The sequence below is a fragment of the Algoriphagus sp. A40 genome, assembly GCF_002002735.1.
In the GTDB taxonomy this organism is placed as follows: Bacteria; Bacteroidota; Bacteroidia; order Cytophagales; family Cyclobacteriaceae; genus Algoriphagus.
The window spans coordinates 105979-131406 of the sequence record NZ_MUNY01000053.1; the positions used below are offsets into that span (position 1 = coordinate 105979).

Genomic DNA, 25428 nt, shown 5'->3' on the forward strand with positions numbered 1-25428 from the left:
TTTGTTCTATTTGAATCCCAATGAAGCATTTTACCCAATTTGAATCCAAGGAACTTGGACAGGAATTAATTGACCTCGCACTAGCTTATAAAGCCAATTCCCGCCTCGATTTAGCCAAAGGTCAGGGAAAGAGGATCGGTTGTATTTTTCTGAATCCATCTCTCAGAACTCGTGTCAGCACTCAAATCGCTGCTCAGAATTTGGGAATGGAAGCCATTGTCCTTAATATGGACAAAGAAGGCTGGGCCTTAGAAATGAATGAAGGTGCAGTCATGAACAAAGGAACGGTAGAGCATATCAAAGATGCGGCTGGCGTTTTGGGTTCCTATTTCGATATTCTTGCCATCCGTGCTTTTCCTTCCCTAACCAATCGGGACGAGGATGTCAATGATTTTGTCTTTGGTCAGTTTGTCAAATATTGCGGTATTCCCGTGGTAAGTCTGGAATCGGCCATCAGGCATCCGCTTCAAAGTCTGGCAGATCAGATTACGATCCAGGAGTTTTCCAAAGAAAAAAAAAGAAAGCCCAAAGTCGTCCTCACCTGGGGACCTCATATCAAGGCTATTCCTCATGCTGTGGCCAATAGTTTTGCCGAGTGGACACTTGGAATGGGCCATGATCTGACGATCACACATCCTGAGGGCTACGAATTGGATGAAGTTTTCACCAAAGGTGCAACCATTGAATTTAATCAAAGTAAAGCCTTGGAAGGCGCTGATTTTGTGTATGTTAAAAACTGGTCTTCTTTCAATGATTATGGGAAAATACTTTCAACGGACTCCAACTGGATGCTGACCGAAAAGCACTTGAAGCATGCCGAAAATGCCAAAGTAATGCATTGCCTTCCGGTGAGGAGAAATCTGGAGCTTTCCGACGAAATTCTCGATGGATCACGCTCCTTGGTACAAAAGCAAGCAGAAAACAGAATATATGCCGCCCAGGCCGTGATTAGCACAATCCTGGGTTAATACCTTTTTAAGCGACCAAACCTATGAAGATTTCAATCATTAAAATCGGCGGTAACGTCATCGACTTTCCGGAGAAGTTGGACGAATTTCTGGCGCTATTTTCCAAATTTCCCGGAAACAAAATCCTGGTGCATGGCGGTGGCGTGATGGCTTCGCGCTTTGGAGAGTCGATGGGAGTCATGCCCGAAATGGTCGATGGCCGGCGTATTACCGATAAGGACACCTTGGATATTGTGACCATGGTATATGCTGGATTGATTAACAAAAACCTCGTTGCCAAGCTCCAAGCCCTAAAAGTCAATGCTATTGGGATGACCGGTGCTGACGGCAATCTCATCCGATCCATCAAGCGCCCAGTGAAAGGAATAGATTATGGTTTTGTGGGTGATATTCAGGAGGTAAATACAACCCTGATCGATGCCTTGCTCAATGCCGGGCTTCAGCCGGTGGTGAATGCTATCACCCATGACAAAAAAGGCCAATTACTGAATACCAATGCCGATTCCATTGCCTCTGCCCTTGCGACCAGCTTGGCAGCCGAGCACCAGGTGAATTTGTATTTCTGCTTCAATAAAAGCGGTGTTTTAGTCGACGAAAAAAATGACAATTCCATCATTCCTCTGATAAACGAGGACATTTATGCGGAACTTAAAAAGGAAAATGTGATCCATTCAGGCATGATACCCAAACTGGACAATGCTTTTTCGGCTTTGGAAAAAGGAGTGAACCACGTGTGGATCGGAAAAGCCGAAAACCTGCTTTTAGCCGCCAAAGGAAAACTATCAGGCACCACTATTGAACGAAATCGTTACGATTTATATTGATGGAAAACCTTGCCCCCCTTTTTGAAGAAGCAGTACACTTGTTAAAGGAATTGATTAAAATCCCTTCTTTTTCAAAGGAAGAAAATATAACTGCCGACCTGATTGGAGATTATTTTAAAGACAAAGGTGTAATTGCTAATCGATCTGGCAATAACGTTTGGGCTTTTGCCGGAGAGTACAATCCTGTTTTACCAACTGTTTGGCTCAATTCCCATCATGATACCGTCAAGCCAAACAACGGTTATACCAAAGATCCATTTTCACCGATTGAAGAAGACGGAAAACTTTTTGGCTTGGGAAGTAACGATGCTGGTGGTCCACTGGTAAGTTTGATCGCTACATTTTGTCATTTTATAGGAAAGCCCCTCCCCTTCAATTTATTGATGATTGCCTCGGCCGAGGAGGAAATTTCCGGTGCAAATGGGATTTCTTCCTTGATTTCCCAGCTCCCGGAAGCAGAATTAGCAATTGTAGGTGAACCTACTCAAATGCGGCTTGCAGTGGCAGAAAAAGGCCTTTTAGTCATAGACGCAAAGGTTCATGGCAAAGCTGGCCATGCTGCAAGAGAGGAAGGAGTTAACGCAATCTACCTGGCCATGGATGATATGGATGAAATCAGGAATTTTGAGTTTTTCAAGACCTCGCCTTTTCTTGGCAGAACCAAAGTAACCTGTACGATTATTAAATCCGGAAATCAACACAATGTTGTTCCGGACCTTTGCGAATACACCCTTGATGTGAGAGTGACCGATGCCTATACTTTGGAGGAAGCTTTTCAGGAATTGAAATCCAACCTAAAAGCCGAACTTACTCCCCGGTCCATGCGGTTGCAGTCGTCTCATTTACCTGATGGACATTTGATGTACCGTGTAGCTTCCAAGCTCGAACTTGAAAAATTCGGCAGTCCTACCCTATCCGATCAGGCATTGATCCCATGGCCTTCGGTCAAAATCGGTCCGGGTGACTCTGCCCGTTCCCATACCGCCGACGAATTCATTTTCCTCCAGGAAATCAAAAAAGGAATTCAAGGATATATTTCAATTATCAACAAATACGCTGAACTCAGCTAAAGAAGTCAACTATGAAACTCTGGCAAAAAGCCACCGGCAGCAAAAAGGAAGTGGAGCAATTCACCATCGGGAGAGATCCGGAATTTGATATTATTCTGGCCCCTTTTGATGTCCTTGGATCCATGGCACATGCTCATATGCTGGCAAAAATTGGCCTTTTGACAGAGAAGGATAATTTGGTTTTGCAAAAAGGCCTGAAGGAAATCTACCTTGAAATTGAGGAGGGAAAATTCAGTATCGCACCAGGTGTGGAAGATGTTCATTCCCAAGTGGAATTTTTGCTCACAGAGCGCTATGGAGAAGTGGGAAAAAAGCTTCACAGCGGCAGAAGCCGGAATGACCAGGTTTTGGTGGACCTCAAATTGTATTATCGCACCGCAATCCGTGAGATTGTCGAAGAAACACAAGAACTTTTTAACTTTCTGATTGAACTTTCGGGAAAGCATAAAAATGACCTGATGCCGGGATATACCCATACCCAGCTTGCAATGCCTTCTTCTTTCGGGCTTTGGTTTGGGTCTTTTGCTGAAGGGTTGACTGAAGATCTGGGATTGTTAAAAGCAGCATTTGATCTGAGCAACAAAAATCCGCTTGGGTCAGCTGCTGGATACGGTTCCAGTTTTCCTTTGGATCGGACTTTGACCACAACACTTTTGGGGTTTGCTGATATGCACCACAACGTCATCAATGCCCAGAACAGCCGGGGTAAAACTGAGCGGACTTTGGCTTTTGCCATGGCGGGAATCGCAGGAACTTTGAATAAACTCGCTACTGATGTCTGTCTGTTTATGAATCAGCATTTTGCATTCATTTCTTTTCCTGATGACCTCACAACAGGCAGCAGCATCATGCCACACAAGAAAAATCCGGATGTCTTTGAGCTTATTCGGGCCAAAACCAACCAGATTCAGGGTGTTCCGACGACTGTAGGCTATCTGTTGACGAACATGAGCACGGGCTATCACCGGGATATGCAATTGCTAAAGGAGGAGATTTTTCCGGGAATAGAAAAGTTGAAGTCTTGTCTAAGCATGAGCACTTTTATGCTTAAATCAATTAAAGTGCGCCAAAATATCCTTCAGGATTCCTTTTTCAAGCATTTATTTTCCGTGGAGGTTGTCAATGATTTGGTGTTGAAAGGTGTTCCCTTCCGCGATGCTTACAAGCAAGTTGGGCTTGAAATTGAAGCAGATCAATTTGCTCCTGATCAAAACCAGCTAAAGCACACACACGAAGGCAGCATTGGAAATTTGGCTTTGCCCGAAATTCAGACAAAAATGAATTCGATTTTGCAATCCTTTGATTTTCAGAAAATTGATTCCGCTTACCAAAAGCTGGTTGGATAATATTTTTTTTGATCCACCCATCCAAAAATTAAAAAACATTCAAAGCAAAAAATTACTTTTAAGAATATTGTTTTATCAAAAAACGCTATCCTTATAAGTAGACTATGAATACTCTTTTTGGAACGAACTTGAAATACGATCTAAAATCAAGTTTGGTGGTTTTTTTAGTAGCCCTTCCCCTTTGTTTAGGGATTGCGATTGCCAGCGGAGCGCCCCCAATGGCAGGGTTGATTGCGGGGATAGTTGGTGGAATCGTTGTGGGATCGTTTTCCGGTTCCAATGTAAGTGTGAGTGGCCCAGCGGCCGGTTTGACGGTTATTGTTTTAGATTCCATTTCCTCTCTGGGCAATTTTGAGTTGTTTCTTGGAGCAGTAGTGGCTGCCGGCTTGATTCAGTTGGGCTTTGGATTGCTAAAAGCAGGCGTATTGGGATATTATTTCCCTCATTCTGTCATCAAAGGAATGCTGAGTGCTATTGGACTGATTTTGATCCTGAAGCAAATTCCCCATGCCCTTGGATATGATAAAGACACCATGGGCGATGAGACCTTTCTTCAGGCTGACCAGCACAACACATTTTCCGAAATTTGGTATGCCTTTCAATATTTCAGCCCGGGAGCAATTCCTATTGTTTTGGTTGCCCTGTTTATTCTGATCACTTTTGAGCGTCCAAAAATCAAGAATAACAAATACTTCGGCATCATCCCAGGAGCACTTTGGGCCGTGATTTCAGGCATTTTGATCAATAAATTATACGGCCTTATTCGCCCGGAATGGAAACTTGAAGGAGAACATTTGGTGAATATTCCGGTATTAAATTCAGTTTCAGAATTTGGCACTTTGATAACGTTTCCCAATTTTGGCCTTGTTACTACTCCTGAATTTTGGGTGGTTGCTTTTACCATTGCCGCTATCGGAAGCATTGAAACCTTGCTGAGTATCGATGCAGCTGACAAAATGGATCCTTTTAAAAGAATCACCCCAGCTAGCAAGGAATTGGTTGCCCAGGGAATTGGAAACACGCTCTCCGGGTTAGTCGGAGGACTTCCGATTACGGCAGTTATTGTGCGTAGCTCCGCAAATATCGCCTCCGGAGCCAGGACCAAGCTTTCCGCTATTTTTCATGGGATCTTGTTAGCTATTCTTGTTTTGGCAATTCCAGGTTTGCTGAATCAAATTCCGCTGAGTTGTTTGGCTGCAGTACTTTTTCTTGTGGGATATAAGCTAGCCAAACCTTCAATTTTCATTTCTACTTATGAAAAGGGTTGGAATCAATTCATTCCTTTCCTGGTGACAATTGCGGCAATATTGCTTACTGACTTGCTGATAGGTATTGGTATCGGAATGGTATTCGGATTATTTTTTGTGATGAAAACCAATTTCCAACGGGCAATTACTGTTACGGAACTCCATGGAAATTATCTTTTGAAACTCCAGAAAGATGTTTCCTTTTTGAATAAAGCGATATTATTGAAGCAATTGGCAGAAATACCGGAAGGAAGTAATGTAATCCTGAATGCCCAAAAAGCCTATTTTATAGACCAGGATATTGAGGAAGTTCTTTTAGATTTCATTTCCACCTCCGCTTCCAAAAGGATTAATGTAACCGTTGAAGGATTTTCCAAAAGTTTAAAAGAAATTGTATGAGCCCCTATGAAAAGCTTTTATTGCAAAACAAAGCCTGGTCTGAGGAAAAAATAAGGACAGACAAGGATTTTTTTAACCGCTTGGCCTACCAACAAAAGCCGAAATTTCTTTGGATCGGTTGTTCGGACAGCCGGGTTCCAGCCAATGAAATTACCGGTACGGACCCTGGGGAAATTTTCGTACACAGAAACATCGCCAATATGGTGGTACATACCGACCTGAATTTGCTAAGTGTTTTGCAATATGCCGTAGATGTATTGAAAGTCGAACACATCATAGTATGCGGACATTATGGCTGCGGAGGTATAGAAGCCGCATTGGGTCATAATCACTATGGCCTGATCAACAAATGGCTTCGGAATATTAAGGAAGTGTACAAAATGTACCAAACAGAAATAGATGCAATCGAAGACCATACCACAAAGGTAAATCGCCTGGTGGAGCTCAATGTGATGGAACAATGCCAGGATTTGATGAAAACTTCCATTATTCAAAAAGCCTGGCTTATCCGCAAAGCTCCCCATATTTATGGCTGGGCCTATGGACTCAACAACGGGTTGGTAAATGAACTAATCAAACTGGAACCCAATCTAGACAATGTCCATCCGATTTTCAGATTGGACCATGACCAGTTATTGGCAGATCCCATTTAAAAATTAATTCCGGAATCGAATTAATGTTTTGATTTCTCAGATTCCGGATATTTCTTTGCACATCCTTTCACTTTTTCAGTGTGGGGATTTATACAGAAGAGGCGAGAGACAGGCTCGATGACCCTCTGGCAACCTTCCGCTTCGGTGGAAAGGTGCCAATTCCTGCCGGTTGAGATGGTCTCAATTGGAACTATAAATTCCTTGCAAAATGCACAAGCGATTTATCCTCTTCTTTTCCTCAGGCCTTCGGCCAAATTTTCAATTGATGCCTATTGCATTTTGTAAATGCATTAGGCTATTTCCAGCCTGATCAAGGCTAATATGTCTTCTTTTCCAGGGAATTTCCCCGTTTTTATCTAACCCTTTAACCTCAATTTTATGTCTGCAAACTATCGCTTCGAAACCCTCCAGCTACACGCCGGACAAACTCCCGATTCATCAACCAATGCTCGGGCAGTTCCCATCTACCAAACCACATCCTATGTTTTCAACAGTGCTGAGCATGGAGCAAATCTCTTTGGATTAAGAGAATTCGGAAACATCTATACGAGGATTATGAATCCAACTACCGATGTTTTTGAAAAGAGGATTGCAGCTCTGGAGGGTGGTGTTGCTGCAGTGGCTACAAGTTCTGGTCAGGCTGCACAATTTTTGGCGTTGAACAACATCATGGAAGCAGGAGACAATTTTGTTTCCACCACTTTCCTTTATGGAGGAACATACAACCAGTTTAAAGTTGCATTTAAACGATTGGGAATTGAGGCCCGCTTCGCAAAAGGTGATTCACCAGAAGCCTTCGAAAAGCTAATTGACACAAAAACAAAAGCGATTTACCTGGAAACAATCGGAAATCCAGAATTCAATATCCCCGACTTTGACGCGATCGCAGCACTGGCCAAAAAACACGACATTCCATTGGTGGTGGACAATACTTTTGGGGCCGGAGGGTATTTATTTCGACCAATTGCCCATGGAGCCAACATTGTAGTGTCATCTGCCACCAAGTGGATCGGTGGTCATGGGACTTCTATCGGCGGGATCATCCTGGATGCTGGCAATTACAATTGGGGAAATGGGAAATTCCCGCAATTTTCGGAGCCATCCGAAGGCTACCACGGACTTAATTTCTGGCAGGTTTTCGGTGAAAATAACCCACTGGGACTTCCTAACATCGCTTTTGCAATCCGTACAAGAGTAGAAGGTCTCAGGGACTTTGGCCCAGCCATCAGCCCATTCAATTCCTTCCTCTTATTGCAGGGAATAGAAACTCTTTCACTCAGAGTCCAAAGAACTGTGGACAATGCGCTGGAAATAGCCAAATGGTTAGAAGCTCATCCCCAGGTTTCCAAGGTGAATTATCCGGGTCTGCCCTCCTCCCCTTACCATGCTTTGGGCAAAAAGTACCTGAAAAACGGTTTTGGCGGGGTATTGAGTTTTGAGATAAAAGGAAGCAAAGAACAGACGTCTGAATTTATCAATCAGCTCCAACTCATCTCCCATTTGGCAAATGTCGGTGATGCCAAAACTTTGATCATCCAGCCATCGGCGACTACTCACCAGCAGCTCTCTGACGCGGAGCAACTTGCCGCTGGTGTCACTCCGACGATGCTTCGGATTTCACTTGGCATTGAACACATCGACGACATCAAAGCTGACTTGCAGCAAGCATTCGAAAAAATCTGATTACCTAATGAATTTGAAAAGCCAATACGCTGATTTGACTATGACCCAAGAAGTTTTCCATTCTACTGAATCCTTAACTCTGGAATCCGGTGAGGTTCTGAAAAATTTCGACCTCGCCTACACCACTTATGGACAGTTGAATCCGGAAAAATCCAACGTAATCTGGGTAATCCATGCACTAACTGGAGACTCCAAAGCCGCAGAATGGTGGAATGGACTGATCGGAGAAGACAAATTCTTCGATCCGGCCAACCACTTCATCATCTGCGCCAACCTCCTGGGAAGCTGCTATGGATCCACCAATCCTTTCAGCGAAAACACGGAAACCGGTGAGCCTTATTTTTACGATTTTCCGCAGGTGACTACCCGTGACTTGGCAACGAGCCTTGAAAGGCTTAGAATTCATCTCGGAATTGACCAAATCCATACTTTGATCGGAGGTTCTTTGGGTGGTCAGGTTGGCTTGGAATGGGCTGTGACTTTGGGTCAAAAGTTAAAGAATGCCGTCATTTTGGCTTCAACTCCGAAAACATCCCCTTGGGTGATAGGCTTCAACGAAACTCAGCGCATGGCTATCGAATCGGATTGTACATGGGGGGAATGTCACGAACTTGCCGGAATCAAAGGACTGGAAACCGCACGGGCAATCGCCATGCTTAGCTACCGACATCCGGACGATTTGAAAATCAAACAAAGTGATCGGGAGGATAAATTGGACGGGTTTCGGTCTGCATCTTATCTGCGGTATCAGGGACAAAAACTAGCCAAACGATTCAACGCCCTCTCCTATTGGACACTTTCCAAAGCCATGGATAGCCATGATCTGGGAAGAAACAGAGGGGGAATTGATGCGGCTCTTAATTCCATTGAAGCAAAAGTATTGGCAATCGGAGTCAATTCAGATCTGCTGTTTTTGCCAAGTGAGGCACAGTATATCAGCCAAAAAGTAAAAAGAGGAACTTACAAGGAAATCCATTCAACTGCTGGGCATGATGCCTTTTTGATCGAATTTGAGCAATTGGCATATTTTCTCAAATCTTACTACTTGGAGCAAAAATGAAAATGGCGGGGTCAACCCGCTTTTTTTATTTTATCCTGGTCCATTCCACTGCTTTCCCTACAAAAGAAAAACCCAAATATCCTTTGACTTCGAGGACTTTTTCGGATTTGAGCTTTAGCTCACAGGAATAGGTTTTTCCGGAATTGGGATCATAGATATCTCCGCCTTTCCATATTCCTCCCACATATTTCAGCCCATCCAAAATCGCCAAACCCATCAAGGGTCGGTTCCTCAATTTGTGATCCGAATTATTTTTATCCGTAGCCGGTTTTCCTTCGGGATTGGGATTGTTGAGCCAAATGATTTTTCCGATAAATTCCGATCCGTTTTTCAGGATTTCAATCTGAGCCGTTTTTTCTGTGTTGTACCACAGACCAATTATTGCATTTTCAGATTGGGCTTTTAAACCCAAAACCAATCCCAGATAGATCAAAATAAATAATGAAGAAAACTGTCTTATTTTCATAAAAATTAAGTTTTGATATCCTTAAATACGGATAGATTTGAATTAAATATGCCTGAAATCGAAAATTTAATCAAGCCTCGAAATGACGTTTCTTCAGAATTTGAAGGAGTTTTATTGAGTTTGTTGAAAGAAAAAGCAGTCTGGATCAAAAGCTTAAACACACTTCTGATTGCAGATTTGCATTTTGGCAAAGCCGCTCATTTCCGAAAATCAGGAATTCCCATCCCGGAACCGGTCCACGATTTTGATTTGCTCCGTCTGCAAAGGCTTCATGAGGAATTCCGTCCGGTTCATACTTACTTTCTTGGAGACCTTTTTCATTCGGATTGGAATGATCAGTGGGAAATTCTAAATCAGTTTTTAGGCCAGTTTATCGGAACTGAGTTTCATTTGGTTAAAGGAAACCACGATGTGCTTTCATTTAGCGCTTACCAGCAGTCCGTGTTGAGAATCCATGAAAAGCCTCTGACGATTGGCCGATTTGTTTTGTCTCATGAACCCATGGAATCTGTTCCTGATGGGATGCTGAATATTTGCGGTCACATTCATCCTGGAGTCAGGCTGGTTGGCAAAGCAAAACAATCGCTTCGCCTCCCATGCTTCTTTCAGTCCAAATCCCAATTGCTTCTTCCGGCTTTTGGGAATTTTACAGGATTGGCCTTGGTCAGACCAAAAGATCAAGACAAAGTCTGGGCAATCACCGAAGAAAAAATCATCCCGGTCCTTTCTGGCACATCGATTGGTTAAATCCGCTTGGCTTTCCTATTTTTGACCTGAATTAACCAACTATGGCTAACCCATCCCGCAAGAAAAAAACACTCGGACATTTCAAATTTGGCAGCGTTCTGTTCAGCACTACCCTTTCACTTTTCATTGTTGGACTTTTTGGAGTGATTTTGATTCAGGCCAGGACCCTGACAAAAATGATCCGGGAAAACATTGAAATCCAGATTTTCCTGGACAAAGGCCTTCCGGAGGAGCAATTGAGTGAGATTCAAAAGAACATTTCCGGTCGACCGTTTATCCTGACCAAATCGGATACAGTCGGATTGCGATTTATTTCGGATGAGGAAGCTGCAGCTACTTTCATCGAAAGCACCGGGGAAGATTTTACGAAGTTTCTGGAAGACAATCCTTTACGTGACAGCTATGTAATTGCAGTCGCTGAGGAATTTCAAACTTCCGAGCAACTTGAAACTATTGCCAAAGATTTGGAGGCTATTCCGGGAGTTTTCGAAGTGTCTTATATGACAGATTTGGTGGATTCGATCAACAAAAACTTGCTGAAAGTGAGTTTGGTCTTGGGTGGTTTTATTTTGATCCTGATCATTACCGTGGTCATGTTGATTAATAATACCATTCGTTTGGCCTTGTTTTCCCAACGGTTTTTGATCCGATCCATGCAATTGGTTGGGGCCACAAGGGGATTTATCAGGAAACCATTTTTGATGCGAGCGCTTCTTTTTGGGATGATTGCCGGAGCAGTCGCTTCAGCCATTCTTTTTGCATTGGTCCAATACACCAAATCAAATATTGAGGGATTTGCTATGCTTCAAAACACGGAGATGCTTTTCATTCTTTTTGGGGCGCTGACTCTGATCGGAGGAATTCTCTCGGTTTTTAGTACACTCCGTGCTGTAAACAAATATTTAAATATGTCCCTGGACGAACTATATTAATCATGAGCAATTCACCCTTTCCATTTTCGAAAAAGAACTACCGCTTGATGCTGATTGGGCTAGGCCTGATTGTCCTTGGATTTGTCCTCATTGGACTGGACGGTGAGCCACACGGCAATGGAGTTCTTGGCCTTACAATTGGTCCGATTGTAACCTTGGCAGGCTTTATTTTTGAGTTTTATGCGATTTTTGCGAAAGCAGAGAAAAGCTGAAATTACTTTCCTTCAGTTCCCTTTCAGGTGAACTGATTACTAAAATACCATGCAGCAAGACCCTTACGGAGAAGTATTTCTGATCGATAAACCACTGGAATGGACTTCATTTGATGTAGTCAAAAAAGTGAGAAATGCCCTTCGTATCAAAAAAGTCGGTCATGCCGGCACGCTTGACCCCTTGGCCACCGGCCTGTTGATCGTCTGTGCAGGAAAGCAGACCAAACAGATCGAAACCTACATGGGCCAGGAAAAGGAATATACCGGGACATTTGTGATCGGAGCCACCACCGAATCTTTTGACCTGGAAAAACCCGTGATACCAGTAGCAGATCCTTCAAACATTATTTTGGATCAAGTCAAAGCGGCTGCTGCCAAACTTACCGGAGATATTCTTCAGGTTCCCCCCATGCATTCCGCGATCAAAGTGGACGGAAAGCGGGTTTATGAATCGGCCAGAAAAGGACTTGAAGTAAAAATGGAAGCCCGACCTGTACAAGTCCGTGAATTTGAAATCACACGCTTTGAAGGAAATGAAGTGGATTTTCGGATTTCCTGTTCCAAAGGAACCTACATCAGGAGTCTTGCCCGGGATCTTGGGGAGATTTTGCAAACCGGAGCTTACCTGAAATCACTCTGCCGAACCAGAATCGGAAATTTCCTGGTTTCGGATGCCCATCATTTGCCAGAATTGATCGAAGAAATCAAAGCCCGGCCCCATGAAAATCTATGAAGGTCTGGCCGGTTTTACTCCGGTAAAGAATGCGGTGGTAACATCCGGAACCTTCGACGGGGTCCATCTTGGGCATCAAAAGATTCTAAACCGGATCCGGGAAATTGCCAGATCTATCCAGGGCGAAACCGTTTTGATTACTTTTTGGCCTCATCCGAGATTGGTGCTTTATCCTGATGAGCACAACCTGAGATTGCTGAGTACTTTCGAAGAAAAGACAAAAATGCTGCGCCAGTTTGGGATTGATCATTTGATCACCATTCCATTTACCCAGGAATTTTCCCAAATGAGTTCTCAGGTATTTATCCAGAAAGTCCTTATTGACGCAATTCAGACCAAAAAGCTGGTAATCGGCTATGACCACCGGTTCGGGAAAAATCGAGAAGGAGGTTTTGAATATTTGAAAGCCAACAGCTCCACTTTTGGATTTGAGCTGGAGGAAATTTCCCGGCAGGATGTGGAAGAAATCGCTGTTTCGAGCACAAAAATCAGGAAAGCACTGGAATCCGGTGACGTCAAAACTGCCGAAAGTTGCCTAGGCAGGCCTTATGAACTGAACGGCTTGGTGATCAAAGGACAACAAATAGGTCGCTCGATCGGATTTCCCACCGCAAATATTCACATTCCAAATGATTACAAACTAATCCCAAAGGACGGCGTTTACGCGGTAGAAGCCTCCGTTGACGGTACTTTGTACAAGGCCATGCTGAATATTGGAAACAGACCGACTGTGGATGGGACGAAGAAAACCGTAGAGGCCAATTTGTTTGATTTCCAGGGGGATCTTTATGATAAGCAGATAACTGTCTATTTTCATGAATTCTTGAGAGAAGAGCGGAAATTTGAAAGTCTAGAGGCGCTGAAAAACCAACTTTTCCAGGATCAAAAGACGGCAAGGTCATTACTTTAAACCCAAATACTTTATGATTAACAAGACTGTGAAAAACGCACAGGAAGCTGTGGCCGACATTCCCAGCAATAGCATGCTGATGATGGGAGGATTCGGGCTGTGTGGAATTCCTGAAAACTGCATCAAAGCCCTATTGGAAAAAGAAATCTCAGGGCTCACCATAGTTTCCAATAACGCCGGTGTGGATGATTTTGGAATCGGACTTCTTCTTCAAAAGCGGATGGTGAAAAAGATGATTTCCAGCTATGTCGGTGAAAACGCAGAATTTGAAAGACAACTACTGAGTGGTGAACTCGAAGTAGATTTGATCCCACAGGGAACCCTTGCCGAGCGTGTCAGAGCAGGTGGAGCCGGAATTCCCGCATTTTTCACTCCAGCAGGCGTGGGAACAGAAGTGGCAGAAGGAAAAGAAGTCCGTGAATTTGAAGGAAAACTTTATCTGATGGAGCAATGGCTAAGAGCTGATTTCTCTATCGTAAAAGCCTGGAAAGGTGATACGGCCGGAAATTTGATTTTCCGTGGTACGGCAAGAAATTTTAACCCAATCATGGCTACTGCAGGGAAGATCTGCATTGCCGAAGTTGAGGAATTGGTGCAGGAAGGCGAACTGGATCCAAACCAAGTTCATACCCCAGGAATCTTTGTGCAGCGGATTTTCCAAGGTGATAATTACGAGAAAAGAATCGAACACCGAACTGTTACCAAATAGACCCATGCTGACCAAAGAACAAATCGCCCAGCGGATCGCTAAAGAAGTAAAAACTGGGCAGTATATCAATCTTGGAATTGGGATCCCTACATTGGTTGCCAACTATATCCCAAAAGATCTGGACGTTGTTTTGCAATCTGAAAACGGCCTTTTGGGAATCGGCCCCTTCCCTACTGAGGATAAGGTTGACCCGGATTTAATCAATGCAGGCAAACAAACTATTTCGATGGTGCCGGGGTCTGCCCTATTCAACTCTGCTGAATCATTTGCCATGATTCGCGGTGGTCATGTCCATCTGACAATTTTGGGTGCTATGGAAGTCTCTGAAAACGGCGATATAGCCAATTGGAAAATTCCAGGTAAAATGGTCAAAGGAATGGGCGGCGCTATGGACCTAGTAGCCTCTGCCGAAAATATCATCGTGGCCATGCAGCACTGCTCGAAAGATGGTCAATCCAAACTTTTGACTGAATGCTCCCTTCCTATCACCGGAATCAAGTGTGTGAAAAAAATAGTCTCAGACTTGGCTGTGGTGGAGATCTCTCCTGAAGGCGGATTCATACTTAAAGAAAGAGCTCCAGGCGTTTCTGTAGAAGAAATCAAATCCAAAACTGAAGGCAAACTCATCATTGAAGGGGAAATTCCCGAAATGACATTCGAATAATCCAAAACCGGGAACTTGAAAACTGAATCGCTGGTTTCCCGATAAATTTCAAAACAATGAAAAAATCAGACATCAAATTCCAGATCGAGCTGGATGAAAATAATCTTCCAAAGAATATCCAATGGGATGCCTCAGACAAGGAATCCGAGGGATTGGAATCTACCAAAAGTATAAGTGTAAATGTCTGGGACAACTTGAACCATGCCACACTACGCATAGACCTTTGGACAGAAGAAATGTCTGTGGTGGAAATGAAAAGATTCTACATCGATATCTTGGGTGGAATGGCCCAGACAGTTTTGAACAGTACAGGAGATGAGTATTTTTCTGAAGAAATGAAGGAATTGTGTGACAGACTGGTCAAGCATGTCAATGAGGAAAACAAGAGAAATTCTTGATCTGGTAATCAAAAACCAAGAAAGGCCTGATTTTCATCAGGCCTTTTTGTTTGGTAAATAACTGATAAACAAAAAACTGTTTTTTGGAATTTTTAATAAAATGAACAATTGGGATATGTATTTCTAATATTATATCCCAAAAATTTTTGATTTTCTCCAAAAGGGCCTCAGTTTCCATTTTTAGGCAATTTTTAAAGTAAGAAAGAGTTAATTTTTTTTAAATCACGAAGGTTGATAATTCGGTTTTTACTATAAATTTCGAGCAAATGAATAAAGAATCACCTCTTTTAGCATTATCCAAAATACCTACACAAAATAGCCTATGAGAAATTTTACAAGAAAAATCTGGGGGGCGGTGTTTTCACTCGCACTGCTGGTTTCCTTGGGAGCCAGTGCAGCTTTTGCACAGACAACCATCTCTGGAATCGTGACCGATGCGGACACGAAAGAGACTTTGGTTGGGGTAAACATCATTGTAAAAGGAAAAGTAATCGGTACGATTACTGACCTTGAAGGTGAGTTTACACTCAACGTAGCACAGCAACCACCTTTTTCATTGGTATTTTCTATGGTAGGGTATACTCCGATAGAAATAGAAATTACCAATGCGAACACCTCTAATTTGAAGGTTGAACTGAGTGAGCAAACCATGCTTGGGCAGGAAGTGGTTGTTTCTGCATCGCGTGTAGAGGAAAGCATTTTGCAGTCGCCTGTCTCGATTGAAAAAATGGATATTCTGGCAATCCGGGATACTCCATCCGATACCTATTACAAGGCCATCGCCAATCTGAAAGGTGTTGACGTAACCTCTTCCTCCATCAATTTCCAAATTATTAATGCCAGAGGATTTAATTCTACAGGAAATACCCGATTCGTTCAGCTCACAGACGGTATGGATACTCAAGCTCCGGCACTGAATTTTCCAATCGGAAACCTTAATGGACCCTCTGAATTGGATGTAGAAAGTGTGGAATTCATTCCCGGATCCGCGTCGGCACTTTATGGACCCAATGCCTTCAATGGAATCCTTCTCGTTAACAGCAAGAGTCCATTTGAATACCAGGGCTTGAGCGGTTTTTATAAGCAGGGATTCAATCATTTTGGGGGAACAGCCGGTGAACCAACTAGCGTACAGCCGATGTTTGAAGGGTCAATCCGCTATGCAAAGGCATTCAACAACAAATGGGCCTTCAAGATCAATGGCTCGTTTATGCAAGCGGAAGATTGGTACGGTACTGACCAAACCGATCTTGCTGCTGCCACACAGGGAGATTTGCCTTTCAATCCCGGAGCAAACAAAGTCCATGTCTTTGGAGACGAAGTTTCTAACAATATCGGTTTGCTTCGAAATGTCGGAGCTGTCCAACAAATCGCTCAATCAATGGGACTTGGTGGTTATCTGACCAGCATTCCAGATCAAATCGTTTCGAGAACCGGGTACGACGAAAAGTATTTGGTGGATTATGGGGCCAAAAACTATAAAGTAAACGGAGCACTCCATTACAGAATTAGTGACCGATCTGAGCTTTCGTATACTTTGAATTATGGAGCTGGAACTTCAGTCTACACTGGTGCTCAGCGGTACTCACTGAAAAACTTCGAAATCACCCAACATAAGGTGGAATTGAGAGGCTCCAATTACTTCCTCCGAGGCTACACCACCAGAGAAAACTCCGGAGAATCCTATATCGCAGATTTGACTGGTGTCAATATCAATTCCATGTGGAAAGACAACTCAACCTGGTTTGTACAATACGCACTAGGCTATATGGGAGCTTTGGCACAGCAGGGAGTTGCACCTGGAGCTCCTGGAACTACGGATCAACAAGCAGGAGCACATAATGCGGCTAGAGGAATTGCTGAGCAGGGTCGCTATGAACCGGGTTCTCCTGAATTTGAAAATGCTTCAAAAGACGTCAGAAGTAAGTTTATCCCTGAAGGTTCACTATTCAATGATAAATCAAGGATGTACATGGGCGAAGGTCAGTATGATTTCCGAGAAGAAATCGACTTTATGGATCTTCAGGTCGGTGGCCAATACCGCGTTTATGAATTGAGATCCAACGGAACAATTTTCGCAGATGTCGAAGGAAATGACATTACTATATCAGAATATGGGGCCTTTGTTCAGGCAGCTAAAACAGTTTGGAATGACAAGTTGAAAATTTCCGGAAGCTTGAGATATGACAAAAATGAAAATTTTGACGGTCAGATCAGTCCAAGAGTTTCAGCGGTTTTGACCCAAAATAACCACAATTTCAGACTTTCTTATCAGACTGGTTTCCGTATGCCAACCACTCAGGGACAGCATATTGACCTCAATGTGGTTTCAGCCCGGCTGATTGGAGGCTTGCCCTATTACCGAGAGAAATATGACATTTTCACCAATGCCTTTACAATGGCTTCAGTGGAACAATATGTTGCCAAAGTTGGATCTGGCACAAGCCCAGTTTCTCCGGAAGCAACTTCCTTATTGCAGCCGGCCACTGAAGCGGATTTTCCGGAATTGGGCCCAGAGCAAGTTAAGTCAATTGAAGTTGGATATAAGAGCTTGTTGAACGATAGCAAAATAATGATCGACTTTGCTTATTACTACAACACCTACAACAATTTCATTACCCAGAATGCGGTTAGGAAAGCTCCAGGGCCAGTATATCCAAATCCTGCAAATGGTGACCAATTGGCTATAAACGCTGTCAATGCTCCTACCCTTTTGACTCCAATCACAACTCCCGGAAGTGAAAACACCTTCCAGACCTATACCAATTTCACCGGTGGATCTGTAAAAGCACATGGAGCGGCTTTTGGAATTACTTTCAACTTGGTGAAGAGTTACACCTTATCAGGAAATTACAATTACAACAAGTTGCTTTCCTCGCCTTCTGAAGGATTTCTCAATGACTTCAACACTCCTGAGCATAAGGGAAACATAGTTTTTGGTAACAGAAGACTTACCAAAAACATGGGCTTCAATGTTACCTGGAGATATCAGTCTGAATTCAGATGGGAGTCTTCATTTGCCAGAGGAGATGTTCCGGCTGTTTCCAATTTTGATGCCCAGCTAAGCTATAAAGTCAGCTCCATCAAGTCAATCCTCAAATTGGGTGGTTCCAATATCCTCAACAACAGATACATCTATAATTTTGGAGGTCCGACTATCGGTGCGATTTATTATATCTCTATCACCTTTGATGAATTGCTAAATTAATTCACCCATGAAAAATATTCTAAAATATATAGTTATACCAGTCTTGGGATTCACTGCCTCTTGTACCTATGATTTTCCGGTAGAAGATATCCAGGAGCCTACCTCCGGTGAGGCTGATTTCACCAAAATGGTCGTAATCGGAGACGGAATTGCTGCCGGGGTTATGGACGGGGCCCTTTATACCAGAGGACAGGGAAATTCATTCGCAGTTCATTTGTCCGAGCAAATGAAACTGGTTAACGGAGGTAATTTTAATCAGCCTTCTATCAATTCGGTAAATGGCTTTTATGCCATGGGGCCAAATAATACCATCCTTGGAAGGTTAATCCTCAAAACTGCAAATGGATCTACCGCTCCAGCACCAATCGGACCCGGTGAATTACCAACAGCCTTTGCAGGAAACAAAGCTGATCTGAACAATTTTTCAGTTCCGAATATGACACTTGGCTTGGCTTTGATTCCACAAACAGGTGGTCCAAATGTTCCGCAAAACCCTGCATTTAATCCCTATTATGCGAGATTTGCTTCAAATCCAGGAGTTTCCTCTCCGATTGGAGATGCGGCACAAGCCTTGGGAACCAGCGGAACTTTCTTCTCATTCTGGTTGGGAAACAGTGATGTCCTTGGATATGCAATCAGTGGTGCATCCAATCCGGCAATCTTGACTTCGGATGCGGATTTTGGACAAAGATTCTCCTTGGCTCTTGGGGCAATGCTTCAGGCAAATCCTAATGCCAAGGGTGCAGTTGCCAATATTCCAAATCTTAATGTGCTTCCATATTTTAACCTCGTTCCCTGGAATGCACTTCCCTTAAATGCTGCAACAGCTTCAGCGGTAAATCAAGGTTTTGCTGCATACAATGGTGGATTGGCACAATTGCAAGCAATGGGAGCAATTACTGAAGCTGAAAAAACTTTGCGTACAATCAATTTCGTTGCGGGCCAAAATGGATTTCTGATGTCTGATGAAAGCCTGACTGATTTGACTCAGTTTGGACTTCCATCAATCCGGCAAAGTAAATCCACCGATAAGGCCACACTGACTTTGTCTCAGGCGCTTGGTCAGCCCGTGGGAGGAAACCCTCAACAAATAAGAGGAGTAAGCTACCCAGTAGAGGATTCTTTTGTCCTCACTTCTGCCGAGCAAACTGCAATTCAGACCAAAATAACTACGTTCAACGGCGTGATTTCAACAGCTGTACAGACAAATGCCCAACGGCTGGTTTTGGTGGATATTAATGCATTTTTGAGCCGTGTCCTTCAAGGTGGCGTTAATTATGGTGGGGCCTTCCTTACAGCTAGCATAGTTCCACCAAATGGAGGATTTTCGGTAGATGGGGTTCATCCCAACGGAAGGGCTCATGGATTCATTACCAATGAATTTATCAATGCCATCAATGCCAAATGGGGAGCCAATATCCCATTGATCAATCCCAATGCAATTCCGGGAAATGATCTCCCTATTCAATAAAAATCTTAAAGCAAGAACCCGAAATAAGCCAAGCCGCCTGGAATTCCAGACGGCTTTTTTGATGGTTTACTTGGAAGGATTTAAGCTCATTACCAGTTCATTGTTCCATCCAATTCAGGAAGCCAAATTGCACTTAGGCTTGAAATCAGAGTCCCTAGATCGCCTTTCCAATTAGGTTAGATGTGTTTTCTTTATTGTGAAGCTCCAGCTGCCGAATGGACTAAAATGAAAAAACCTGCCGGTAAGACAGGTTTTTTCAAAGGTAGAAGAAATACCATTAATGGACTTTTCCCATCAATTTCCTTAGAATGGGTGTCAAAAGTAGAAGTACCAATGCTGATCCGATCACCGTATAAACGATCATCATAAACTGATCCGGCATGGCTGCCAAGCCTTCTTCTGTTCCACCGCTTGCCTCTCCGGCAATAATTCCTGCAAAAAGATTGCCCAGTGCAACTGAAAGGAACCAAATCCCCATCATTTGGCCTGCATAGCCTTGTGGAGCCAGTTTGGTAACCAATGAAAGTCCTACCGGCGACAAACTCAACTCTCCGAAAGTATGCAACATATAAGTAATGATCAGCCAACTCGGCGCTGCCAGTTCACCTGATGCAGCGATTTTAGTAGCGAAATACATCACAAAAAAGCCAAGTCCAAGCAAGAGCAAACCAAAGGTGAATTTCAAAGGAGAACTTGGCTCGAGATGAATTCTCCCCAACCAAATCCACAAAGCCGCAAAAAACGGCGCGAAAATGATGATAAAAAGGGAATTGATAGACTGGAAATATCCTGTTGGAATGTCCCAATCCAAAATAGTCCTGTCAGTAAATCGCTCTGCAAAGAGATTCAAAGTGGATCCTGCCTGTTCGAAGCCCGACCAGAACATGGCGGAGAACACAAAGAGGATGGCAATGGCCCCAACCTTGTTTTTGTCTGATTTTACCAATCCACCAAAAAGGATAACATACCCAAGGTAGCCGAAAGCCACTATTGCGATTACAGTTCCCGATGCACTGGCAATCGCAGAAGCATCAATCGGAATCACTCCTGTAAACAAAATCACGATCAATGAGGCTCCAACCAGGCCAATAATCGAGGTGATTGATCTGAGTTTCTTTTTTGCAGTAATTTCCTTTTCGGTACTTGCTATTGGGGCATCACCATATCCATCCAGAGATCCACCGGTTAATTTGTATTGAATCAGGCCAAAGACCATTCCCAATCCTGCAAGTCCAAAACCCATGTGCATGTCATATTCAGCCACAGTACTGCAGGCAATCGGAGCGATAAATCCGCCGAGGTTGATACCCATGTAGAAGATCGAAAAACCGGCGTCCCTTTTTGAACTTCCGGCCGGATAGAGTTGACCCACAATGGAACTGATATTTGGCTTTAGCAATCCTGTACCCAGTACAATCAAGATCAAACCCAAAAAGAAGGAGGTTGTGTCCAAGGAACTCAGGGAGTCTTTTGGTCCTGAGGCTCCATTTATCCAGGACTCTACGCCTGGAAGCGCCATCATAAAATGGCCCAAGGCTATGATAATTCCACCATACCAAACGGACTTTTTCAGTCCAAAAAGTCGATCCGCCAACCAGCCACCGGGTAAAGCCAACAAATAAACACCCATGGTATAAAGCCCATAAACAGCACCGGCAGTTTTGTCGTCAAACCCCAAACCTCCATCCACAATGGCTTTGGTCATAAATATGATCAGCAACGCCCGCATCCCATAATAGCTGAACCGTTCCCACATTTCAGTGAAAAACAAAGTCATGAGTCCTTTTGGATGTCCAAATGCAGTTGGACCGGCAAATTCAGAAGTAAGTTGTTTTTCCAAGAATCAATTTTTTAGATGGGTAATAGAACTGCAATGATAAACTTTTTTGGTTCTAGTTTCCAAAGTTTTACCTGTTTGGCTAGCACGAGTCCTACTTTTCTGCCAAGGAAAAACAAGAAAGATTATTGCAGTTTTTAAGAAAACTGATTAAAGTCAAATATCCTTCTGATTTTTCTCCGTAATCGATTGAAAAGCGAAATTTTGAGGTTTTTTTGGTTTTGAATTTGAATTTCTTCCCTAATTTTGGGGAGACAATTTTCAGTTTGTAAACCCAAATCTTTATGCAGGACCTAGTTCTGACTCCTTCAATTTCCTCCTATCCACTTCCAGATGTGGACACGAGTGGAAAAGTTTTCTCCAACCTCACTCCAGCCGAATTAGTCGAACATTCACTTAGCCGAAAGGAAGCATTTTTGTCTTCCACAGGTGCCCTGATGGCTGATACCGGAAAGTTTACCGGAAGATCTCCTCAGGATCGGTTTATTGTGTTGGATGAAAAAACAAAAAATGCAGTGTGGTGGGGAGATACCAACATCCCTTTTGATGAGGAAAAATTTGACAGCTTGTTAGCCAAAATGAAACATCATCTGGCTGACAAAGACCTTTTTGTCCGATATGCCTATGCAGGTGCTGATCCAGAATATCAGCTAAAGTTGAAGGTAATCAACACGTTGGCTTGGCATAATCTGTTTTGCTTCAATATGTTTCTCAGGCCAAAAAAAGAGGATCTAAAGACTTTCAAGTCAGATTTTACCATTATCTGTGCTCCTGATTTTCAGGCTGATCCGGAAGTGGATGGAACCAAAAATCCGAATTTTGCGATTCTGGATATTTCTAGAAGAATGATTCTGATCGGAGGAACGGCTTATGCAGGTGAAATCAAAAAAGGGATTTTTTCGGTTTTGAATTTTATACTTCCGCATGAAAAAGGAGTTCTGTCCATGCACTGTTCGGCCAATATGGGAAAGGATGGAGATACAGCGATTTTCTTTGGACTTTCGGGAACAGGGAAAACCACCCTTTCCGCCGACCCTAACAGGCATTTGATCGGAGATGATGAACATGGCTGGACTGAAGACTCTGTATTCAATTTTGAAGGAGGCTGCTATGCCAAAGTGGTTGATCTTACCCGGGAAAAAGAGCCTGAAATTTTTGATGCAATTAAGTTTGGAACAATTGTAGAAAATACCCGATTCAAGACCGGAACCCGAGAAATCGATTATTCCAATAAGTCTGTCACCGAAAATACCCGAACAGCTTATCCGATTCATTACATTCCAAATGCACTTCAACCATCCATTGCAGGAATACCAAAAAATATTTTCTTTCTGACAGCGGATGCGTTTGGGGTAATACCTCCCATCTCAAAATTGAACAAGAGCCAGGCCATGTATCATTTCATTTCGGGATATACGGCAAAAGTTGCTGGTACTGAAATGGGTGTTACCGAACCCAAATTAACTTTCTCAGCCTGCTTTGGAGCAGCATTTCTGCCTTTGCATCCCACCGAATACGCTAAATTATTTGGCGAAAAGATGGAAAAACATGAAGTGAATGTTTGGCTGATCAATACAGGATGGACCGGAGGACCCTATGGAATTGGCTCCAGAATGAAACTTGCCCATACCAGATCCATGATAACCGCGGCCTTGAATGGAAAACTTGAATTTGCTCCTTTCAAAAAGGATCCTGTATTTGGATTTATGGTGCCGGAAATTTGTCCCGATGTACCTTATGAAGTTTTGAATCCAAAAAACACCTGGGAAAACCCCGATGATTATGACAGAACCGCACATAATCTAGCTCAGGCCTTTATCAGCAACTTCGAGAAATTCAAGGATTTTGCCGACGAGGATATTATGAAAGGCGCGCCGGTGATGTAATAAGTTAAGAGAAAGGAGAAAGAGTAATTCTCCTTTCTCTTTTTATAGCCAAAGTACCAAGTCTAACCCCTATTTTTGCGATTCCTAAATCTTTTGGCCGAATGGTCGGATAAATCTGAAATTTTAAACTGATGAAGACAGCAGAAATCATTACTGAAAAAGGAACAATGAAAGTGGACTTTTATGAAAAAGATGCTCCACTCGCAGTTCAAAACTTTGTGGATCTTTCAAAAAAAGGCTTTTACGACGGACTTACTTTCCATCGTGTGATTCCAAATTTTGTGATCCAAGGTGGATGTCCGGTAGGAAATGGATCCGGCGGACCTGGATACAAAATCAAATGTGAATTGGATGGAGAAAACCAATACCACGACCGCGGTGTCCTTTCAATGGCTCATGCCGGAAGAAATACAGGCGGTTCACAGTTTTTTATCTGTCATAGCCGAACTAACACTGCTCACCTGGACAGAAACCATACTTGTTTCGGAAAAGTGGTCGAAGGATTGGACGTGATCGATGCGATCAGAGCAGGTGATAAAATCGAAAAAATCGTCATTCACGAATAATAAACATTAAAATCCCTCAAATGAGGGATTTTTTTTGTGTTCAATTTACACGTTGTATTTAGGGTATTGGCTTGGTAATTGAGTAAGGACAAATCCTTCTTCTCCACTATGTTCAAAGCTACTTCTGCTCTTATTCTGCTCCTACTTTTTCAACTTCCCAATTTGGCGATTGCCCAACGCTATGGTACAGCATTGGGCTTACGGTTTGGAAACTCAGAATTTAATAGAACTGTAGGATTGACTTTGCAACAGCGCTTGGTTGAGCGGGTGACTTTGGAAGGCATTCTGCAATCAGATTTTAGTCGGAACACTACATTTTCACTTTTGGCTAAAAGCCACAGCCCAATCATCTCCAAGCGCTTTAACTATTACTATGGAGCCGGAGTTGCTTTTGGAAATGAAGAAAGCTTTGTCAAAAATCCCGGTACCAAAGAAATTATCCATACTTATGGAAACTCCACTTTTGGAGTGGATATGATTGCAGGAGTTGAGTTGACTGTGGCTAATGCTGTGATTTCCCTGGATTACAAACCAAACATCAATATATCGGGAAGAGAAGAGTTTTACAGAGGTCAAGTCGGAATCTCTGCACGGACTGTATTGGTGAAAAGCAAAGAACAAAAGCAACGGCAAAAGCAGCGTCAAAAGGCCAAAAACTCGAATAAAATCCAACCTAAAAAGCCTTTTTCTGAGCTCTTCAAAAAACAGTAATCATTCTTTATTGGCCAGGTTTTTCCGATAAACCTTTTCATGGATTTCTGAATTCTTGACGACTGATCTGTACCATTTCATCCGGAGTTGATTTTTTTCGGCTTCTGAAAGATGAAAGTTGTCCATTCCTCCGCTTTCTGCCTTTTTTACCAAGTCGTATAGAAAAATAGAGGCTGAGACGGAAATGTTAAAACTGTCGGTAAATCCAAGCATGGGAATATGAACCAAGCCATCTGCTTTGGATTTGACTTCATCCGAGATTCCTTCATGCTCGTTGCCAAATACCAAAGCCAGTTTTTCATTCGGGTCTAAGTCATAAATTGAAATGGAACTTGGGTCAGGACTGGTGCCGTAGATTTTGTAGCCTTTTTCCCGAAGGGTTTCAAAGCAGGCCTCAACTGCACTTCCGTCCTCGCGGAAGTATTTATGCAAATCCACCCACTGAGAAGCTCCTCGGGTGACATAGGGATTGACTTTATATTGGTTGGTCTTTTCGATCACATGGATGTCCTGAAGCCCAAAACAATCACAAGTCCGAATGACTGCGCTGGCATTGTGAGGTTTGAAAATATCCTCCAAAACAACTGTGAAATACCTGGTTCGCTTGGCAAGAACCCGTTCAATCACAGACTTTTTATGGGTTGTGATGAATTGCCCAAGGTATTCGAGTAAGCCTTGGTCAAATGGTATTTCTTCGATTTCTTCACTCATGGCAAATAAGTGGGGCT

General features: G+C 43.1%; 24 protein-coding genes and 1 riboswitch. Of the genes, 21 read left to right on the plus strand and 3 right to left on the minus strand.

The window, feature by feature from the left end; translation table 11 throughout:
- Positions 1-20 precede the first annotated feature (20 nt).
- The 8 genes from B0E43_RS12685 to metX all read left to right on the plus strand — a co-directional run bounded on the left by B0E43_RS12685 (position 21) and on the right by metX (position 9250).
- A complete protein-coding gene (locus B0E43_RS12685; protein WP_077350254.1) occupies positions 21-968 on the plus strand; it encodes an acetylornithine carbamoyltransferase in 948 nt (315 codons plus the stop codon).
- A gap of 23 nt (positions 969-991) precedes the next feature.
- Positions 992-1792: an acetylglutamate kinase gene (gene argB, locus B0E43_RS12690; protein ID WP_077350256.1), complete on the plus strand. Its 801-nt coding sequence runs from the start codon at positions 992-994 to the stop codon at positions 1790-1792.
- Positions 1792-2862 (plus strand): M20 family metallo-hydrolase, encoded by a 1071-nt coding sequence (locus B0E43_RS12695; protein WP_077350258.1) that lies wholly within the window; start codon positions 1792-1794, stop codon positions 2860-2862. Before argB ends, B0E43_RS12695 begins: the two co-directional genes overlap by 1 nt.
- 11 nt (positions 2863-2873) lie before the next feature.
- Positions 2874-4208 (plus strand): argininosuccinate lyase, encoded by a 1335-nt coding sequence (argH, locus tag B0E43_RS12700; protein ID WP_077350260.1) that lies wholly within the window; start codon positions 2874-2876, stop codon positions 4206-4208.
- Positions 4209-4312: 104 nt separating this feature from the next.
- Positions 4313-5854, plus strand: coding sequence for a SulP family inorganic anion transporter (locus B0E43_RS12705; protein ID WP_077350262.1), 1542 nt, complete (start codon positions 4313-4315; stop codon positions 5852-5854).
- Positions 5851-6507: a carbonic anhydrase gene (locus B0E43_RS12710; protein WP_077350264.1), complete on the plus strand. Its 657-nt coding sequence runs from the start codon at positions 5851-5853 to the stop codon at positions 6505-6507. Before B0E43_RS12705 ends, B0E43_RS12710 begins: the two co-directional genes overlap by 4 nt.
- Positions 6508-6592: 85 nt before the next feature.
- A riboswitch (SAM riboswitch) is annotated at positions 6593-6706 on the plus strand.
- 179 nt (positions 6707-6885) lie between these two features.
- The gene (locus tag B0E43_RS12715; RefSeq protein ID WP_077350266.1) at positions 6886-8190 is read left to right on the plus strand and encodes an O-acetylhomoserine aminocarboxypropyltransferase/cysteine synthase family protein; all 1305 of its coding nucleotides are present in this window, start codon (positions 6886-6888) and stop codon (positions 8188-8190) included.
- Positions 8191-8197: 7 nt separating this feature from the next.
- Positions 8198-9250: a homoserine O-acetyltransferase gene (gene metX / locus B0E43_RS12720; protein WP_077350268.1), complete on the plus strand. Its 1053-nt coding sequence runs from the start codon at positions 8198-8200 to the stop codon at positions 9248-9250.
- 25 nt (positions 9251-9275) lie between these two features.
- Here the strand turns inward: metX and B0E43_RS12725 are convergent, their stop codons facing one another.
- Positions 9276-9716, minus strand: a complete 441-nt coding sequence (locus B0E43_RS12725) for a DUF2147 domain-containing protein (protein WP_077350270.1) — start codon at positions 9714-9716, stop codon at positions 9276-9278.
- A gap of 48 nt (positions 9717-9764) precedes the next feature.
- Between B0E43_RS12725 and pdeM the strand changes: the two genes are divergently transcribed.
- From pdeM to B0E43_RS12780, 10 genes are all read left to right on the plus strand, one after another.
- Positions 9765-10463, plus strand: a complete 699-nt coding sequence (gene pdeM / locus B0E43_RS12730; RefSeq protein ID WP_077350272.1) for a ligase-associated DNA damage response endonuclease PdeM — start codon at positions 9765-9767, stop codon at positions 10461-10463.
- A 41-nt stretch (positions 10464-10504) separates the two neighbouring features.
- Positions 10505-11395 (plus strand): ABC transporter permease, encoded by an 891-nt coding sequence (locus B0E43_RS12735; RefSeq protein ID WP_077350274.1) that lies wholly within the window; start codon positions 10505-10507, stop codon positions 11393-11395.
- Between the two features lie 2 nt (positions 11396-11397).
- Entirely contained in the window at positions 11398-11607 is a 210-nt protein-coding gene (locus tag B0E43_RS12740; RefSeq protein WP_077350276.1) for a DUF3098 domain-containing protein, read from the plus strand.
- 49 nt (positions 11608-11656) lie between these two features.
- A complete protein-coding gene (truB, locus tag B0E43_RS12745; protein ID WP_077350278.1) occupies positions 11657-12340 on the plus strand; it encodes a tRNA pseudouridine(55) synthase TruB in 684 nt (227 codons plus the stop codon).
- Positions 12327-13250, plus strand: coding sequence for a bifunctional riboflavin kinase/FAD synthetase (locus tag B0E43_RS12750; RefSeq protein WP_077350280.1), 924 nt, complete (start codon positions 12327-12329; stop codon positions 13248-13250). The genes truB and B0E43_RS12750 overlap by 14 nt, the downstream gene beginning before the upstream one ends.
- A gap of 13 nt (positions 13251-13263) precedes the next feature.
- A complete protein-coding gene (locus B0E43_RS12755) occupies positions 13264-13959 on the plus strand; it encodes a CoA transferase subunit A (protein WP_077350282.1) in 696 nt (231 codons plus the stop codon).
- A 4-nt stretch (positions 13960-13963) separates the two neighbouring features.
- Positions 13964-14623 carry a 3-oxoacid CoA-transferase subunit B gene (locus B0E43_RS12760; protein WP_077350284.1) on the plus strand — a complete coding sequence of 220 codons (660 nt, stop codon included), beginning with the start codon at positions 13964-13966 and terminating at the stop codon, positions 14621-14623.
- Positions 14624-14679: 56 nt separating this feature from the next.
- The gene (gene gldC, locus B0E43_RS12765) at positions 14680-15021 is read left to right on the plus strand and encodes a gliding motility protein GldC (RefSeq protein ID WP_077350286.1); all 342 of its coding nucleotides are present in this window, start codon (positions 14680-14682) and stop codon (positions 15019-15021) included.
- 322 nt (positions 15022-15343) lie between these two features.
- Entirely contained in the window at positions 15344-18229 is a 2886-nt protein-coding gene (locus B0E43_RS12775; protein WP_077350290.1) for a TonB-dependent receptor, read from the plus strand.
- Positions 18230-18236: 7 nt separating this feature from the next.
- Positions 18237-19700 carry a hypothetical protein gene (locus B0E43_RS12780; RefSeq protein WP_077350292.1) on the plus strand — a complete coding sequence of 488 codons (1464 nt, stop codon included), beginning with the start codon at positions 18237-18239 and terminating at the stop codon, positions 19698-19700.
- A 277-nt stretch (positions 19701-19977) separates the two neighbouring features.
- On the opposite strand, the gene B0E43_RS12790 is transcribed toward B0E43_RS12780, so the two are convergent.
- Positions 19978-21477, minus strand: coding sequence for an oligopeptide:H+ symporter (locus tag B0E43_RS12790; RefSeq protein ID WP_254423425.1), 1500 nt, complete (start codon positions 21475-21477; stop codon positions 19978-19980).
- A gap of 344 nt (positions 21478-21821) precedes the next feature.
- On the opposite strand from B0E43_RS12790, the gene pckA reads away from it, so the two are divergent.
- The 3 genes from pckA (at position 21822) to B0E43_RS12805 (ending at position 24700) form a co-directional block, all read left to right on the plus strand.
- On the plus strand, positions 21822-23423 hold the full coding sequence (gene pckA / locus B0E43_RS12795) for a phosphoenolpyruvate carboxykinase (ATP) (RefSeq protein ID WP_077350298.1): 1602 nt from the start codon (positions 21822-21824) through the stop codon (positions 23421-23423).
- 131 nt (positions 23424-23554) lie between these two features.
- On the plus strand, positions 23555-23989 hold the full coding sequence (locus tag B0E43_RS12800; RefSeq protein ID WP_077350300.1) for a peptidylprolyl isomerase: 435 nt from the start codon (positions 23555-23557) through the stop codon (positions 23987-23989).
- Between the two features lie 108 nt (positions 23990-24097).
- On the plus strand, positions 24098-24700 hold the full coding sequence (locus B0E43_RS12805; protein WP_077350302.1) for a hypothetical protein: 603 nt from the start codon (positions 24098-24100) through the stop codon (positions 24698-24700).
- Here the strand turns inward: B0E43_RS12805 and B0E43_RS12810 are convergent, their stop codons facing one another.
- Positions 24701-25411 (minus strand): RNA methyltransferase, encoded by a 711-nt coding sequence (locus B0E43_RS12810; protein ID WP_077350304.1) that lies wholly within the window; start codon positions 25409-25411, stop codon positions 24701-24703.
- Positions 25412-25428: the final 17 nt, after the last annotated feature.